The organism is Micromonospora sp. WMMD736 (assembly GCF_049179015.1).
In the GTDB taxonomy this organism is placed as follows: domain Bacteria; phylum Actinomycetota; class Actinomycetes; order Mycobacteriales; family Micromonosporaceae; genus Micromonospora.
The window spans coordinates 79,023-97,448 of record NZ_JBMHMI010000001.1 but is presented as its reverse complement, the minus strand read 5'-3'; the positions used below and the strand labels follow the sequence as shown (position 1 = coordinate 97,448).

The 18,426-nt window shown below is 67.4% G+C and carries 6 protein-coding genes; 3 read left to right on the top strand and 3 right to left on the bottom strand.

The window, feature by feature from the left end; translation table 11 throughout:
- Positions 1 to 95 precede the first annotated feature (95 nt).
- Positions 96 to 1,769, top strand: coding sequence for a DUF262 domain-containing protein (locus ACN269_RS00405; protein WP_421470410.1), 1,674 nt, complete (start codon positions 96 to 98; stop codon positions 1,767 to 1,769).
- Positions 1,769 to 4,021, top strand: a complete 2,253-nt coding sequence (locus tag ACN269_RS00400) for a DUF262 domain-containing protein (RefSeq protein WP_421470409.1) — start codon at positions 1,769 to 1,771, stop codon at positions 4,019 to 4,021. The genes ACN269_RS00405 and ACN269_RS00400 overlap by 1 nt, the downstream gene beginning before the upstream one ends.
- A 314-nt stretch (positions 4,022 to 4,335) precedes the next feature.
- Here the strand turns inward: ACN269_RS00400 and ACN269_RS00395 are convergent, their stop codons facing one another.
- Positions 4,336 to 4,818, bottom strand: coding sequence for a hypothetical protein (locus ACN269_RS00395; protein WP_421470408.1), 483 nt, complete (start codon positions 4,816 to 4,818; stop codon positions 4,336 to 4,338).
- Positions 4,819 to 5,526: 708 nt separating this feature from the next.
- Here ACN269_RS00395 and ACN269_RS00390 point away from each other — a divergent pair.
- Entirely contained in the window at positions 5,527 to 9,726 is a 4,200-nt protein-coding gene (locus ACN269_RS00390; RefSeq protein ID WP_421470407.1) for a response regulator, read from the top strand.
- A 275-nt stretch (positions 9,727 to 10,001) separates the two neighbouring features.
- On the opposite strand, the gene ACN269_RS00385 is transcribed toward ACN269_RS00390, so the two are convergent.
- Positions 10,002 to 14,930, bottom strand: coding sequence for a DEAD/DEAH box helicase (locus tag ACN269_RS00385; protein WP_421470406.1), 4,929 nt, complete (start codon positions 14,928 to 14,930; stop codon positions 10,002 to 10,004).
- Positions 14,927 to 18,238: a hypothetical protein gene (locus tag ACN269_RS00380; RefSeq protein WP_421470405.1), complete on the bottom strand. Its 3,312-nt coding sequence runs from the start codon at positions 18,236 to 18,238 to the stop codon at positions 14,927 to 14,929. The genes ACN269_RS00385 and ACN269_RS00380 overlap by 4 nt, the downstream gene beginning before the upstream one ends.
- Positions 18,239 to 18,426 lie beyond the last annotated feature (188 nt).

The window sequence follows — 18,426 nt, the reverse complement described above, 5'->3', positions numbered from 1 at the left end:
CCGGGTACGGTTCCACGCATGGCATGGTGCCCCACTGCCACAACCGCCCCGTACGACGCCCGCCAGACCCTGCGGCCAGAAAGTAGTATCAGCCGGTGACGGATGAGGAGATCATGACCGATCTGCGGCCGGTGCTGGTAGGGAACATCGCCGGCGAGTTCTTCGTACCGAGCTACCAGCGCGGCTATCGCTGGGGGCGCGATGAGGTTGTCCGGCTTCTCAATGACGTCCACGAGAGCGCGGGCAAAAAGTACTTCTTGCAGCCGGTGGTGGTGAAGCGTAGGCACGACGGGAAGTGGGAACTCGTTGACGGCCAGCAACGCTTAACGACCTTGTTGCTGATTCTCCTATACATCCGACAGCACCTCCCGACGGCGACGCTGAAGTACGAGCTGGAGTATGAGACTCGACCGGCCAGCGCCAAGTACCTGCAACATCCGACGTTCGAGGAGAGTCGGGACAACATCGACTTCTTCCACATCTTCGGTGCCTTCGAGTGCATCCGGGAGTGGTTCGACGCGCGGGGCAACCCGACGCTCGAAGCGATCAACTTCTACAAGTACTTCTCCGAATCGGTGTACGTCATCTGGTACGAAGCGCCGCCGAAAGTCGAGTCGACGACGCTTTTCACCCGACTCAACATCGGGCGGATTCCGCTCACCGACGCCGAACTCGTCAAGGCGCTTGTCCTGGCCCGCAGCCGCACGCTCAAGCGCGATCACGAGATCGCCGCGCAGTGGGACAGCATCGAGCGCGACCTGCGCATCCCCGAGGTCTGGGCGTTCGTCACCGGCCGGTCCAGCCTGGAGGCGACGCACATCACGCTTCTGCTCGACACGCTCGCCGGTGAGCCGAAATCAGGCCCGCGTCCGCTGTTTCACACCTTCGAGACGCTCCGCGCACAGATCGAGGTCAACGATGCTCAGGACCTCTGGGACCAGGTGATCGACCTCCACTCACTGGTCATGGGCTGGTACGACAGCCGCGACCTGTTCCACAAGATCGGCTATCTCATAGCCCGCGGTCGGCGCTTCGCCGATCTGGTGACGCTGTCGCAGGACTGCACCAAGCACGAGTTCGAGGCGAGGCTCGACGCGCGGATCCGTGACGACCTGAATCTGCGTCCATCCGACATCGCCGAACTCCGCTACGGCAACCGGAAGGCGGAGGCGGTCCTGCTGCTGATGAACGTCGAGACCGTACGGCGTATGCAGTTGTCCTCCGAGCGCTTCTCCTTCCGCGAGCACGCGGCGCGGAGGTGGAGCATCGAGCACATTCACGCGCAGAACGCCGAGCAGCTAAACCGCGCGGTGCAGTGGCGGGAGTGGCTTCGCCTGCACCGCGACGCTCTGGCGAGCCTTCCCACGATCGAGGAGATGCAGCGGGCCGATCTCACCACACGGATTGACGCCGCCATGGCCAACGTTTCCGCCGAGGTGTTCGTGCCTCTTGAACAGGAGGTCAGCGCGCTCTTCAGCCGCGCCGGCGAGGGCGAGGATATCAATGTGATCTCCAACCTCGCCCTGTTATCGAACGGGGACAACAGCGCGCTCAGCAATTCGGTCTTCGAGGTCAAACGACGACACGTCCTGGAGCGGGACCGGGCCGGCTCCTACATTCCGGTCTGCACCCGCAACGTCTTCCTCAAGTACTACACGGAGGCGGAGGGGCAGCAGATCCACTTCTGGGGCACGCACGATCGAGAGGGCTATCTCGCGGCCATGACGGAGCACATCGCGCCGTACCTGCTGAAGGAGGACGCGCTCTGATGGCGGGCTACCTGACCTCCTATGTCGGGCTGTTCGCCCCGCACGACGCGGACGTCCCGCCGGTAACAAGTATCGAGATCCCCCTCATCCAACGGGACTATGCCCAAGGACGTACCGACGGTCGCGTGCCTGACATCCGGGCGCGCTTTCTCGACGTCCTTCACGACGCGCTCACCAGCGGCACGAAGGTAGGGTTGGACTTCGTCTACGGCGATGTCGAGGGTGGGACGCTGCGCCCACTGGACGGCCAGCAGCGACTGACCACCCTGTTCCTGCTGCACTGGTATCTGGGGCACCGGGCCGAGCAGATCAACGACCGGCAACCTTGGATGAGCTTCTCGTACGCCACCAGGCCCAGCGCACGCCTGTTCTGCCGACGGCTCGCGATGGCGGCCCCGCCGCCCGACGTGACGGATCCCGCCGAATGGATCGTCGATCAGTCCTGGTACCTGTACGTATGGAACCACGACCCGACCATCCAGGCGATGCTCGTCATGATTAACGCGATCCATGAGCGTTTTCGCGACTGCAACGCGCTTGTCGCCTGGGAGCGTCTTGTCTCGGCCGACGACCCGGCCATCTCCTTCCAGCTCCTGCCGATCGATGAGATGGGCTCCGGGGAAGAGCTCTACATCAAGATGAACTCGCGGGGTAAACCGCTCACCGCGTTCGAGAACTTCAAGGCGCGCTTCGAGCGCGAGATCTCGTGGGCCGGCGAGCAGGCCACCGCCTTCGACCACCGGGTCGACGGGCCGTGGTCGGACATCCTCTGGCGCTACCGTGGCAACGACAACATCGTCGATGACGCGTTCATGCGATACCTCGCCTTCATCACCGACGTCTGCGAATGGCGTCTGGGCCGGATACCGAACGCCGACTCCTCCGAGAACCGCGCGCTGCGGCTGTTCGGAGCTGAGGGCGCCGATGCGACCGCGAGCCTGTCCTTCCTCTTCCACGCGTTCGACACCTGGGCCGATGCCGACATCAACGAGGAATTCCGCAGGCTCTTCACATTCACGCACACCGCCGCAGCCGCTGAGGATCAACCCCTGCTTCTCTTCGGCACCGACAGGAACGTGGACCTCTTCGACGCGTGTTGCCGCAACTACGACACCAACTCGAAGGCCCGCTTCAACTATGGTCGAACGCTGTTCCTGCTGGCGATACTGCTCAACCGGGCCAACCCGGCGGACGGGTTCCCTCGTCGCCTCCGGGTTCTGCGCAACCTGATCGAGGCATCGGAGAGCGAGTTCCGCCCGAATCGACTACCCGCGCTCGTCGCGGACGTGCAGCGCATCATTGTCGACGGATCACTTGACGAGATCAAGGGATTCAACCGAGCGCAAGCCGAGGATGAGCAGGTCAAATGGGCCTTCCTGGACCGGCATCCCGCGCTGGCGACGGCACTCTTTCGGCTTGAGGACCACTACCTGCTCCGTGGCTCGCTGCAGGCCTTCGAACTCGACGCGGAAACGTTCGAGCACCGTGCAGCCGCGTTCGAGACGCTCATGGCCTCGTCGGCTCACTGGCGCGACCTCACCGGGTCACTCCTCGCCGCAGGCGATTACGCGAGGCATCGCAACGATCGCGATCTCCAGTTCGGCTCTCCATCGAACGGAGAGCCATGGCGGAACCTGCTCACTGGGACGACCCGCGCGAACCTCGCGAACACCGCCAAGGCCCTCGGCACCGTCCTGGACGCCGTCGCCGCCGGGACTTCGGTGGACGTCTCGCTAAGAGAGATCCGTGAGGCATTCGTGGAAGCCAGAGCGCAGGAGGAGAACTTCGACTGGCGTTACCACCTCGTGCGGTACGCCGCAATGCGCGAGGGCCCGTCAGGCATCTACGCAAGCGTCGGCGGCGCGATGGGCTACCAGATTTGCATGCTCAACAAGACCCAGATGAACGGCCGCCACCGCGACCCATATCTCACCGCTCTGGTACGGGAGGCCCAGGCTTTCGGTGTTTCGGAGCCCGTCTTCATTGGCGGCTACCCCGAGAGCTACCGATGGCTGACTCTGCCCAAGAGCGGCACCGCGCTGCGAAACGCACCGCACGGTTTCATCCTGAGGCCTCCACCGCAGGAGGAGTTCCTCGATGCTTTTCGACGGTTCTGCACGGACTTCGGCGTCGATGAGCGGCTGAACCTGGCGATCCCGCAACGGCTCCGCGGCGGCCGCAAGGTGGACACCGAAGATCGCGTTCGGGCCGGAGCGCGGTTGCTGCGCAGTCTGTTGGCGGCGGGTCTCTAGTACGCGGCGTCGTTGAGATCGTCGGCTCACACTCGAAGCTGCTGGCTGGGCTGTCCGGGAACGAGCGTGCCCGACTGCGGTGGCATCCGTGCGTCGCGGACGCGGATGGCTATCGGCACGGGGTTGAGTGATCGGGGAATCGCGCGCACACAGGGCGGTGAGCCCGGCCACCAACGCAGCGGCGACGTGTGCCCAGTCGGTGGCTTGAGGACCGATGTCCAATGACGACCCTGGGCGTCGACCTCCGACATCATCCGCACGACCGAGTACCGATTGCCGCGGTGCTCAATTTGCCGATGCCCGAAGTTCCGGCGTCACCGATCGGCATAGGGCGGCCGGCGCTCGGATGAGGCGTGACCGTCCCGCATCATCTGTCGCACGGCGGCTACGAACTCCTCGCTCTGGCCGAGCGCCATCCGCCGGAACATCGCGGCACGGCGTACACGCCGCAGCCGCGAAAGCCGGTGGGTACGATCCCATCGCGAGTGGGTGCGGAACCGTTCCCAGGCGGACTGGCGACTGACCCCGAGGGCATCGGCAACCTGTTCCCAGGTCATGCCATGGTGGCGGGCCAACTCGACCTCCAACTCAAGTAACCGCTCGGCCGCAGCCGAAACTTCGGCTGCGGTAGCGATCCAGTCGGCGAAATCGCTGTCTCCCCGTGGGCCCTGTGACGGCTGCCGCTCCATCGCACTCGCAGCGACTCGGTGCTCGTGAGCAAGATCGGTCAACGCTCCACCGAGGCAGGACAGCGCATACGCGTGCGCCTTCAAGGTATTTCTGTACGTTCGCGCCATGCTCTGATGTTGTCAGGTTTTCCCTGACTGGGAAATCTCGAGTTCTCGCTGGTCAGCCGCTCGGACGCGATATGGGGCCGAAACACGTCCACCAACGTTGCCCCATCGCTTGAGATCGGTAAACGTTGGCCGTGTGTCGAGTAAAACAACCTCGCCCCGGCCGACTCAGGCATTTCCAGTCGTCTCTACGCCGCCCACACAGCGGTCCGGGCCTCCCGACCCGTCGCGCGCCATCTGGACCGCCATCATCCTGCTCGCCGCGATACCCGTCGGCTCCGCCACCGGTTTGTTGTCAGTCGCCGGCGGGATGTCGGTGCCCCTAGCGATCATCGCTGGCGGCGGTGCCTTCGGCGGCACTGTCGCGCTATTGCTGGCCCTAGCGCAATTCCTCGGCGGAGATCAAACTCGATGACTTTTCTGGATCCCACATCAGGCAGGGCTTGGCCTGACAGTGAGCCGCTGACACGAGCGGAGCACACGTCGCCGATCGTCCACCCTCCGACCCATCTTGCTGTGAGCCGGAAACCACGTGGTCGGTTTTCAGCGGAGCCGGCAGGAGAGCTCTTTCACCGGCCGGAAGCCTTAAGGCACCTCGGGCCTACGCCGTCCGGCAGTGGCCAAAGGGGCCGCAAGATCGCGGAACGGGTCGGCCGGAGCAAACGGGGTAAAGTTGCCCGACCCTTGCGATACCTGGAGGACACCGCAGGCATGTCCCGAACCGCCCTCGTCTCTCTTCCCGACCCGGCCCTGGCGGCGGATGATGTGCCGCTCAGTGACTCCCTAGTCGCCGAACTCGGCAAACAGGGTTGGCGGGCCGGCGACGACCCGCTGCGGATGCGCTGGTTGAGGCTCGCGGCGTGTCACTCCACATTCTTGTACGAGTTTGGCCGGGCGCCGATCTCAGCCGCTGCGCTGGCGGCACTGGGCAAGGTGGGCGCCACCCATCTGACGCTCGCGGTGGCCGACCTGGTCGTGGGGCGCACCCGTCCGGACAAGGTCAGCAAGCAGAATCAGCTCATTGCACACATGCCCGGACGCGTCGCTCGGCGGGTCGCGGGCAACCTGACCGTCGTCGAGTCAATGAACCTGGGCAAGGGTGAGGAGCCAAACCGGCGGAGTACGTCGCGCTTGGCTGAGGACGTCATGCACCAGGTCCTTGGTGTGGTGGTACTCCTCGGTGGTTACTCCACTGTCAAGCGGCTGGTGGCGGATGTCTACGAGCAGACACTCCAGCAGGTGCTCATGGACGGCGTCAATTGGTGGGCTGAACTGACTCGCTCCGTCCCGATTCAGCAGCTCAGTTGTCAGGACCATGCAACGGGCCCTGACCATCAGCGGACCTTCATTTGGGAGATCGTTGACGACCGGGGACGGCGGGGGCACGGTGAGTCCCCGAAACGATCCGGCGCAAAGGATCTGGCGGCCCTCGACTACCTACGCAACGCTGGCCTCTACCGTGAGGTCGTTACGCGCCTCGGCGGACGCTCGCTCTCGCGGCTCACGGCGGAGCCCCTCAGCTACCCACCGGGGCATGGCGCGGCAGACCGCACAGTCGCCGAACTCGCCGCAGCGCTCCGGATCACTCAAGATCGCCGGGCTTATCTGCAGCAAGCTCTCACCCACAAGTCATGGGCTTACGAGAACCAGTCGCTGGTCCGCCAGGCCAGACAAGACGACCATGAACTACTGGCGAACCACGGGTCGTACACCATCAGGGCGGTGTCGGCGGCGGAGTTCACCCGCGACCTGCTATCCCGGACGCTCAAGCCCGAAGCCGAGGAGGCGGCGATCCATTCGCTGCCAGAGCGCTGTTACGTCGACATGTTCGACAGGCTCGTGCCGGAGTCGGCCGTGCTCCGCGGTCAGGGTGAGGCCGAGTGCAAGCCTCGCATGAAGGCTGATGTCTTAAAGGCGATCGTCTCGGTTGCGTGGCAGTTCGGCGAAGCCGGCCTGCCGGCGACGCTGCGAGGCTGGATACTTCGGGAGACCCTTGCACAGGGGCTCGACGAGTTGAGCCGGCTGGAGCGCCTTTGTGCGACCTTCGGTGGCGAGGCGTCCTCTACCTCTACCTCTACCGGGCCTGCGCACGATTCCCGTTCCACGGCCACCCTTACCGTCCGTATCGGCGAGCTTGAACTCGTGCGGACCGGCCCTCCAACGCGGGGGAAGAAGGAGAGCACCCGACTGGCCGCAGAGCGGTTGTACCAACTCTTCACCCTGGGACCGGAATTCCGGGCCGCCGTCGGGACAGCCGCAGAGCGGGAAGAGAGCATGCTGCTCCTGCGGTGCCTGGCTCGGCGTCTGCCGGTGCTGCGCGGCCGCGATCTCCGGCGTTGTATCGAGGACGGGGTTCTAGGGCTGGGTCTGCTGGCCACCTCGGGTGACGAGCCCGACGACTTCCTCGCGTGGGCGGAGGAGGTTGACTCGCTGACCGGCCCGCTGGACGACGACCTCTTCGACCATCTGGTGACCGCCTACGGCAACGCTGTGAAGGCGCGGCCGCGGCCGAAGCTGGAGCAGGCGTTGAGGGATCTGGCGGCCTGGGTGCGGGCTATCGACCCGGAAGGCAGCGTCGTAGTTCGGAAGGCACCCCACTGGCACCTCCTTTTGGCGGTAGCCGGCGCATTACGGGCCGGCGCCGCCAGAGAACAGAAGGCGGTGGACGAGCTCGCCAACTCCTGGCCGGTCTCAGGCCCCGATTCGACGTCACTCCTCTTCGCCGTCGACGCCGCCGCCATCGGTGAATTGCTCCGGGAAATGCCTGTCCGGTCCGCCAGAACGGTCCGTTTCCGACGGCTTCCCAGCGGGGTCCGGGTTGAATGCACCAGCACGGCCACGGGCACAGCCGATCGCCTTCGCACCCTGATCGACCTGCTCGCGGAGATTGCACCGGGCCTTGGGGTCTTCGCCGGAGCGGGGGGCACGCAGACACTGAGCGCCCCCTACTCCCCCGACCTTGCCGACCGATCCTTTACTGCGGCCGGCCGGCTCGCATTTCACGGCCCCCGGGACCAGGACGGCTTCGAGATCTTGGCGAACGTCCTACACCGGCTCAAGAACGAGTTGATCGGCATGGAGGACGTCGCGCAGAAGGCGGCGCTGGCCCGCGACCGGGTGACGCGCTTACACCGGCTCGCCGATGCCGCCCGGCACCACGAGGCGGCAGTCCGTCTGGCCGACCATCTGGACCACACCAACCGCGGGCTGGCGGATGCCGACAAAGAGGCGGTCCAGTTCGGCCGCTGGATCGATGAGTACTGCGCCGCCAAGGTCCTAGAGATCAAAGAGATGGAGAACATACGCCTGATCGCGCCCGCCGATTCCGGCCATTGTGAGGTCACCCTCTCGCCGTCGCTGCTGCGGGGAGTTCTGGACAACCTCATCAAGAACGCTGTCGAGGCGATGCCGAACGGCGGCCGGATCATCGTCGACTGGTACACCGAGCCAGGCCATCTGTTCCTCGTCGTGCACGACGACGGCCCAGGGCTGTCCGACGATATTCGCGAGAGGTTCTGGCGGGACGAGACTGTGACGAGCACCAAGGTGCATGGCTCGGGCATGGGGTTGTGGCTGGTACGCACGGACCTGCGCCGGCTGGGTGCCACGATCTCCGATGACCCTGGAGCGGACGGCCAGCGCTGGATCATCGACCTGCCTTGCGAGGACGTGACAGATTCCGATGCGCCCGACCGCAAACCGACCCCGGTGTCACTGGTGGGGACGGGTCCCCGACGCAAAGTCCGGGTGTTGCTCGTGGACGACCAAGACAACGTCGCCCGTACGATGGCCGGACACCTCGAGCCGATTACCGCCCAGATCGAGATCGCTCACGACGGCGAGGGCGCGCTGACCAGGCTTGGTACCGGACATTACGACGTCGTGGTCACCGATCTACAGATGCCGCCCGAGCCCTGGGGTGGGCTGTGGCTGCTGAGGCGCATGCGGGAGGAGGGTCACCGGGTGCCGGTGGTAGTGCTCTCCGGCGAGGGAGGTTTTGACCAAGCGAGAGTGGCTTTCAACGCGGGCGACGTCAAGTACGTGACCAAGGCGGACGCCGCCGAGGAACTGGTCACTACTGTCGAGAAGGTTCTGGCTGATCTGAGCCGGCGAAGCCGTCGTGATCTGCAGGATCTACCACTGCCGGTGGCGCTCGGCCTGCAGCGTTACGAGTCGGAGATGGTCGCCAACCTGCGAGTGCGGGCCGGCCATGCTGCCTTGGAAGACGCCCTCCGGTTCATCGGCGCGGTCGGGCTCGGCGAACTCTTGCGCGGCGACCCGGAGGCGCGGGTGCCTCGGCCGGTGCTGGCGCCACACATGATGCTGGGTAAGTGGGTTGATCTGCTGAAGGCGCTCGGCACCCGGCTAACGCAGGACTCGTATGCGGGACAGGTCATCCGCAGTCTCGACCTGGACGCGCTCGCCGTGGTGAAGACAAGCCGTAACGTGGTCAGTCACCGCTCTGAGCGCCCCAACAAAGAGGTGACTCGCATGCTCGACGAGGTCGACCCACTGTTGGAGCAGTTCGCCGCAGCCCTGCGTCACATCCCGGGCCGCACCGTGATGATCGCTGAGACCCTGCGATTCGATTCGAAGCGATATACGGTTTCCGCGTTCCGGATGACCGGCACTGGTCCGGTTCTGCCAAGTGCCGAGTTGGCCAGCAGCATTCCTCTCGCGGAGAACTCGGTCGGCCTACACCGGGCCGGCCTCGACTCCTGGATCCCGATCGGCCCGTGGATGACGGCCCGACCCGGCAAGGGCCGGGGCGAGTGGCAGGTCTCGGTCATCGACGGTGTCACCCAGGGGTCCCGGGGCCGGCCGGCGAAGCTGGCCTACCAACCCTTCGGTGACGGCGAGAAATGGGAGACGGAAGCTGACGAGGACACCGACCAACTGATCCGTCGCTAGACGGCCTGATGGGGATATCGCAATCGAAACCGAGCCCTTGACGGAGCGCGCGATCAGGCCTCGCAGTCACGACCACACCAGACACCATCCGACGAGAGGGGCAACCAGCCGACCTACCAACCATGTGCTTGACAGCTACCCAACGCCGCCCGGACTCGGCCACTTCTTCGAACGGAGATAGACGGATGCCGACTATCGAAGTCATCATGCTCAACCTGTGTCACTGCCCATGGCGGCGACCATAAAGGGCATGTGAGACCGAGGTCAGCTCGACATCACCACACGGCAACACCAATCAGCATGAGATCGTCTGCACCGTCATCCAGCGGCGCCCCGGCTATCGGCTGCAGGCCCGCCCCGACCACACCGTCGGCATCGCGCCGAAGCCATAGCCGCCCCACCGCGGCGTCGCCGTCACGGCGGGCGAGGACGACACGGCCTTCGTAGAGGTCGAGTTGTCCGGAGGTTACGGGCTCGAAGACCTCGCCGGGCGCCTCCGTCACCAGGAATCGGCGAGTCGCGGTAAGAGCGGGCCCGACGTCCGAGAGCGAGACCCGCAGCGCCCCGACGGGCGCCTGGTCGTGCTTGCCGAGGAGGCGGCTGAGCACGTCCGCCGCCACGCCACGACGTAGCTGCTCGTGGTAGCGCTCGTTGCGGAACACCCGCAGGCAGCGGTAGCAGCTGGTCTCTGGGCCGCACTCACAGTCGCGGACCCGCTGTAGCGCCTGGTCGAGTACGTCCCGCAGTCGCTCAGCGATGCGCCGGACGTGGCCAGCTCCTCCGGGCACGGTGTCGTAGAGCATGATCACGCTGCGGCCGGCTTCGGTTCGGTAGACCGTCGCATCGATGTCGTCGCGGGAGATCTCAAGCGCGCGTACCGCACCCTCGACCAGCGCGTACGCGACCGATCGCCAGGCGTTGTCCTCCACTCCGACCACGACCGCACCATCGAAGCTCAGGTCCAGGACGTCCGTCTGATATTTGTGGGCCAGCGACAGGTTCTCCATGCGGCCACGGCACTCTCGGCCGCTGAGTGGACTCTGGTGGTCGACCCGACCGTCGATGGCCCGGCCGGCGAAGCCACAGGTCGCGCAGACCAGGAAGCCGCGTCCCATCGCGCCGTCGCTGATTGCCACCAGCTCGCCCCGTGCACCGGCCCGGACGGTGATCGCGCCTCCGGCGAGGTCCAACTTGTCCGCGTAGAGCTCGGCACCGGGCGACACGACGTGGGTTGCGCCGTGCCAGGCCCGGCGGGGCGCACTGGTGGGTCGCCGGCCGGTACCGCGTGCTGCGACAAATCCGAAGACGGGAATGGCGTACTGACGGGGTACGCCGACGAGGGCGGCGCCGCAGGCCGGGCACTCCTGGTCGAGGCGGTCGATCGAGTCGCGGTAGTGGCCGCATCCGTCGCACACCGCGTAGTAGCGTCGCTCAAGGTCGCGTCCGGGCAGTCGGTACAGGCCGGCCGACTGCCAAACCAGTCCCCCGGCGACGACCTCCGCACCGGGTGCGTACTCGTAGATGGCCGACGATAGGTCTCGGGAAAGCTCCAGTTGCTTGGCGACGGGGGCGTCCGCGAACGCCAGTCGCAGCTCGACGGTGTCGACGGGAAATCCGTACTTTGGCAGGACGTTTCGGTTGGCGAGCAACCCGAGCAGTTCGCGGCGAGTGATCGTGTTCATCACCCGGCCGTACCGCGCGGCCTTGTCGTCCTGGCGGGCGGTGAAGGCCTCCTGCCGCTTTTGCTCGTACGTGTCGACATCCTGCTGCAGCTCGGCCCGGACCGACTCCAGCAGGTCAACCAGGTGCTCGACCCACTCTTCGGAGTCGACGCCGATGATGTCGAGCACCTCGGCCGGCAGCACCTGCCGCAGCGATTCGCTGACCCGCCCAGGAACCGGGTTAAGGAAGTCGCGGACCAACGTGACCGGGGCGATCCCGTTGTCACCTGGCAGGAAGAACTCCCCTGCCGTACGCCAGATGGTGCCGCGGAGCCGAAACTGCTCCCGAAAGAATGCAGCGAGCGCGACGGAGTAGGCGTGCCGCCGATCGATGCGCACGTTGGTCAGGGGCACGTACGGCGCCCGGACCTCCCCGGCGATCATCCGGTCGGGCTCGGCGAAACGGGACAGGTCATGCGAGCGGCGCTGGGCATAGGTGAGCACGAGCGCGGCTGAATCGGTTCGGCGGCCGGCCCGACCCGCTCGCTGGACGTAGTTCGCGGTGGTCGGAGGCATGTTGCGCAGCATGACGGCTTGTAGCTCGCCGACGTCGACGCCGAGTTCGAATGTGGTGGAGCAGGAGAGGGCGTTGACTTCGCCGCGGACGAACTGCTGCTGGATTTCAGCGGCTCGCTCGCTGGTCCACTGGGCGGTGTGTTCGAGAACGCGCAGCGGCACTGGGTTCATGTCCCGGTAGACGTTGCGGTAGTGGTCCGGGTCGGTGTCCGCAGCAGGGGGCGTCCATGGTTCGAGGTCACCGGTGCAGGCCATGGTGGGGCATGTGGCGCGCACGTTGAAGGGGGTGAGCTTTCGGCACCTGCTGCACTGCCACATGGTCAGGCCGCCGGCCGTCGGCGTGCAGGTGATCAGGGCGGAGTCGAGCTGGTGGACCTGGCCGATGCCAGCTTCGGTGCCGGCGATCAGCCACTCGGCCTGTGGCCCCTTGGTCAGCAGGCGCCACACGCCCTCCAGCAGCTGGATCGGGTCCGCCTGCCGGTCGAGCCGAGCAAGCACGCGGGTCACGAAGTCGGCCCGCCGGTTGGTCCCCTTGGTCGGCAGCCAGCTGAGGACCTTGCGGCGCGCGTCGGAGCCGGTGCCGCGTACGTAGATCGGGCCGAGCCGCGGCTGGAACGCCTCGTCGCGGGGGTCCACTCCGTCGAGGGCACCGACGGCGCCCTGGAGCCGAATCGATCGGATCAACTCGGAGAGCAACGCCCAGGCCTCTGCGTCGCTGAGGCCGAGGGCGAGTAGCGGCTGGGGTGTTTGCCAGGCGGGGTCGCGGGACATGTCCCAGGCGATCAGTCCCCTGCCCTCCAGGGAGTTGCGTTCGTCGACGCCGACGGCCTCGATTTGTGCCCAGAGGGCGACCTGCCTCTCCCGGGCCTGTCGGCTCTGCCGCCGTTCGAAGATGCCGTACCGGTCGGCTACTCGGGAGGTGTGGTAGACGACGTCAGTGAGGCGAACCTCGTCGTCGGCGGCCGCAGCGGCGACGGCACCCTCGTGGAGCAGCCGCCGGCGCTGCACCCGCTCGTAGGAGTCTTCGAGGTACGGCGCGAAGTACGCCGCCGACTGCCGGCTGTCGCTGAACAGCAACAGCTTGCGCCCGCCGCCTCGTAGGCCCCGCTGAATGGGATCGGAGGCCACTGGCAGCTTCTGATAGAGGGCGGTAGCCAGGACCGAGGCGGAGGCTTCGTTGCCACTGGCGAAGAGTCGGATCAGGCCCGCTCCGCGTCCTCCGCACGAGAGGCATGCCGTGAGCTCGTCGCTGCGCTGTCGTAGGAAACGTACGGCGCGCATGGCGCCGTCCGGACAGCGCGGGCAATTTGCCGCCTTACCGATCTGGAACACCCCGCACCGGGTGCACAGAGCGCCCAGCTCGCCGGCCACCTGGGCAGCACCGCTGAACATCTCCTCGTCCTCGTCGGTCGCCACGTCGTCCACCAGCGCCATCCACACCTGCTGCTCGTCGCGGGAGCGGCGGGACCGGAACACGGTGAAGGTGCCGACCCGCTCCAGCGTGCCCATCAGGTAGACGGTGCCGCAGCGGCGGCAGGTGCCGAACTCGAAGGCGGCGTCGCCGCACCGTCCGCAGCGCTCGTGCCGGGTCAGACTGACGTGCGGCCCGTTGGCTCCGAGGCAGGCGAAAGCCCCTTCCGTCGCGCGGGCGAAGAGGTGGTAGCGGGCGGAGAGCACCGGGGTGCCGGCCTCATCGTGGATGCTGTTGGCGAGAGCGACCATCGACGCGGTCTCGGACGCGCCGCTACCGGGGAACAGGGCCTGGGCGACCTCGTGCAGCGGTATCGGCCCGTGGGCGAGCAGCGCCTTGAGCCGGCGAACGCGCTGCTCGTACGCCAGCGCCTCGGCGGGGTCGTCCCCGGCGTACCCGTGCTCGCGGGCGAGGGCCACGACGGCGCCGGCGGGGTCCGGCGTGTTGAGCAGCTTTTCGTACGCCGTGGCGGGCAGGGGTCCCCACTCGGGCCCGGGTGGCAGCTGGACCCGGTCGGCGGTGATGACGTCCTGCCTCGCCTCATCGGCGGGGTCGTACTCGAAGGGGACGGGGAAGAGGGAGGCAGCGAAGTCGACCACGGCGGACATGTCGCTGCCGACGGTCGCGCTCGTCGCGATGCACTGCACCGGTCGGCCCGAATCCACTCGGTCGGCGAGTCGGCGCAGCAGCATCGCGAGCTCGGCCCCGCGAGCCCCGTCGTAGACGTGCGCCTCGTCGACGACGATGAACTGCCAGTGCCCGGCGTGTTCCCCCTCGAAGAGGTCCATGTCCAAGGGCCGCAGCAGCAGGTATTCGAGCATGGCGTAGTTGGTCAGCAGGAGGTGCGGCGGTCGCTGCTGCATCTCCTCCCGGCTGAGCAGTTCGTTGGGCAGCGGCTGCTCGCCAGGGTTCTGCTGCTCGAAGACCTCCACGGCCTCCCGGCGACTGCGGCGGGTCTCACCTGTGTAGCGGCCAAAGGTGATGTCCGGTGCCTCGGCCAGCAGGCCCCGCAGCCGCTTCATCTGATCGTTGGCCAGTGCGTTCATCGGGTACAGCAGCAGCGCCCGCACGCCGGGCCCGAGGGTGCCCGCCGCGCGTTCGGCCATCAGCCGGTTCAGGATGGGGATGAGGAAGCTCTCGGTCTTGCCGGATCCGGTGCCGGTGGCGACGACGATGTTGCGCCCTGCGGTGGCCTTCCGGATCGCCCGCTCCTGGTGTTGGTAGAGCGGACGGTCCATGGCCAGCCCGGCGCCCAGGCTGGCGATGCCGGGATCGAGCACGCCCGCGTCGATGAGCTGCCGGGGTGTGGCGCTGGTGACGTAGGGCGGGGTCGCCTCGAGCAGGGGTCCCTTGGTGATCTCCTGGTTGATCGCGTCGCCGATCGCGGCTTCGAGCGCGCTCGCGAGCCGGGGATCCTTCGGCTCCACGAGGGAACGAAGGTAGCGCCGGTAGGTGGAGACGATCGCGTCGCTGGTGGCGAGGGGGTCGAGGATCATTCGGCTGCTCCGGCTCCGGTCAGGAGGAACTCCGCGAGGAGAAGGTCGATGGCGACGAGACGCGGCGCGCTGCGGGCGAGCGTCGCGTGCAGGGGAAGGATTCGTGGCAGTAGCTCGGCCGGGGCCGCGTGCCCTCGGGCGGCCAACCGCGCCACAAAGGCGAACGCCAGCGACAGCGCGGGGAGAGCGAGCCACCCTCGAGTCGGGTTGCGGGCCTGCAGCGCCGACACGGCCCGCGGCCCACCGCACTCGGCCAAGGGCTTCTGCAGAGCGCGCAGCAGACCCTCCGCGTTACTGGAGAGCCGTCCCAGGCCGGGCCGCACCCGTACCTCGAACAGGTGGCGGGCCGCAACCATCCGTTCGTCGGCGTCGAGCAGGCCGCCGGGAACGACGCGCATCGCCCGCCACACCCGGTCGCGTTCCGCAGCCGGCAGCAACGCGAACACCTCGGCCGACTGGTCGAACCTGCCGACCGTCTCGTACGGATCGGGACCGCCGGCGAGCAGGTGCGTTGCCACCTCACCGCACACGGCGGCGATCTGTTCGCCCAGGTCGGCGTGCGAGGCGATGTCAGGCAGCCGGTGGGCTGAGGCGAGCATTGCGGCCAGCGGGCTCGCCGTCCAGAGCCGCGCCTCGTCGGTCGCACTGACGTACCTGTCGGGAGGCAGGGCGATCAGACCGGAGTGCACCAAGGGTGCGACCACCTGGTCAGCCGAGGCGCGGTGCTTGGTGAGCGCGGCCAGCGCGGCGGCGGGATGCGGGCGCAGGAGCGCTGCGGCGCCCCGGATGTTGGCCGTGACACCTCGCGTACGGAGGTCGTCCGCGCGCGGGTAAATGTCGAACAGCAGCGGCGCGATGTCCGGTAGGTCGGGCAGGGCAGCTGCTCCGGCCAGGTACGCCGAGACCGCCTCACCCGCCGGGTCCTGGCCGGTCGGTTGCCACGTCAGCTCGGCGAGGTCGAAGGCGTTGTCGCGGCCGGGCCACTCCGGCCAATCCGACGGCAACCACGGATCCTCGATGCGCAACAGCGCCACGAGGGGCCCCGCCGTGGTGACCCGCGTGGGGAGCGGGTCGCTGACCAGGTCCGCGCTGAGGCGCGCGAGGTATGGCGGTTCCCACGGCGCGTACACCTGGTACAGCGCGGCCGTCAGCCCTTCGGCCCGCACGCCGTCGACCAGCACCAGCCGGTCGTCATCGAGGTGCACCGCGCTGGCGAGGCGTCGGGGTACGCAGCGCGCTGCCGGGAAGTCCTGCCCGTCAAAGCGGACGTCGAGCTGGGCGAGCCCGTGGGCGCCGACCGTGTCGGCGATGGCCGCGAGCCCAAACCGGGCCATCGGCTGCCCGTAGGTTTCTCCGGACGGAACGGTTTGCAGCTCGCGACCCCCGGAGCGGACGATCAGCCGTGCGTCCACCGCCCGTGGCAGCCGCACCAGCAGTTCACCCTCGCCGATCGTTTCGGTGTCCAGACGCAGTGGCTGCAGGGACCACTCGCCGCGGCTGCCGCCGCCCAGCCGTTGGAGCGCCATGTGGGCGGGCGTGACCCGTACCGTGGTCGCGCCGCCCGGGCTGTGGAGCTGCAGTTCGACAGCGGTGTCGGCGGGGCCCAGGTGGGTCATTGGGGGCGTGACCGACAGGTCGGGCAGGGTGGGGTGGGCTCCTACGGTGGCCGGTTCCAGCCCGTCCGCCGTGATCTCTCGCCAGGCGGGGTGGGAGATGACGGACAACCCTTCGGCGAACTCCAGCGTGCGGGCCAGGCCGCGGCCGAGCGGACCTCGAACGGTGATCTCGTAGGCGCCGACCAAGGGGCGGGCAAGGTCCCGCCACGGGTCAACCGTTGTGTCGTGGTTGGAGGAGAGGCTCTCAGTGTGCAGGAGCTGACCGGAGTCGGGTCGGCGGATCCGGATCGACCAGTCGGTGCTCACGCCGGGCTCGGTCGGCAGGGTCAGTCGTGGGGCCGTCGCGAGCACCGGTGCGCCGGAGAGGCTGCTCACTCCGGGCAGTGGCTGGGCGAGTTGCAGTTGGGCGCGGCGGGCACCCTTGACACGGCGCGGTGTTCCGCCACCAAGCCGAAGCTGCGACACCTGGCGAAGGTCGGCGCGGCGCAGCGTCCAGCCGAGCCAGCCGTACGGGGCCGGCACGTCGTACGTGTCGACCAGGTCGCCGTCCACCTGCAGTTCGAGCGGCCCGCCGCCGTCGCTCTCGTGCGGGTACAGCAGCCAAACCGGCTCGGGCGGAAGGCCGCTGGTTGCCGGCACCCGTCGGCCGTCCTCGGTGAAGACCAACAGAGGATCCCGCGGGTCGACAACATCCAGCTCGTACTCCTGGTCGTAGCCGCCCAACTCCACCGTCACCTGGCGGGCAGGGCGGGCGATGGCTACGACCGATGCGGGTGCCGTCTCGCTGGTGCCAGGCCAGCGTGATTGGCTGACGACCGACTGGGCCTCGCCGTCGAAGCGCAACTGCCACATGACGCGACCGTCCGGTGCGTCGTGCACCGGTGGCAACCACACCATCAGGCCTCGGCCGAACGGCTCCAACTCCAGGTGAGGGCGCTGCGGCGCCGCCTGGGCGGCCGACCCGCCGCGCTCTGAACTGCCTGTCCAGTCGAGCTGCTTCGTCTCCGCGAGCGCCTGAGCTTTCTCGATCAGGTGTGGGGAGAGTCCGAGTCCGTCGGCGGTAAACCCCGGCTGCCGTAGCCGCTCCAACAGGTCAAGGCAGCGGTCGACAAAGTCCGCGGCGTAGTCCTCGCCGCGCTGGATGAACCGCTGCACCGGCTTGTCCGTCCCCTTCAGGCGCGACTCGCGGCCGGGCGCGAGCGCCCAGGCGAGGAAGTTCTCGCCGGTGAGTCCGGGCTCGCGGGCCTGGCGCTGCAGCAGGAGATTCAACAGGTCGCCGAGGCAGTACGCGGGAACACCGGCATGCATGAGGATCTCACCGACGTAGACCTGCGGCAGACCAGGGAACCGGGCCAGCCGGAAGTGGTCGAGGTTGAGGCGGAAGGCCCTCCCCCAGAACGTTTGGTCAACCTGGCCCGGCGCCTCGTTGTGAACGGCGCTCCAGTAGTCGCCGTGCTCGTACCCCACGGCACCGATCCCGGCCAGGCCGACGACCAAACACGCGGGGTAATGACGGGTGAGCAGCCGCTGCCGGTCGAGGGGAGAACTGAGCCAAAAGACTCGTCCCAGGGCGCGGACGACCTCTTTGGCGTGGTCCTCCGGTGTGTCAATCTCGGCGACCAGCGACACCGCGCGCAGGGCTGGCGCCCACTCGGCTTCCCGGAGCCGAAGTACCTCGGATGCGTGTGACACGGTCTCCCTCTTGTGGATTGGGGTGGTCAGCGCGGTAGGGCGACTATGCAAGCAAGCCAAGGCTTGATCAAGACCAAAGCATCGCCTCGGCGTCCGCCGTGCCCGATCGGTCACTGAGGTGAAACCAGTCGGCTGCAGCGGTGGACAGGTCGGATAGGACGCCGCCCCACTCAGGGGAGTGCGAAGTG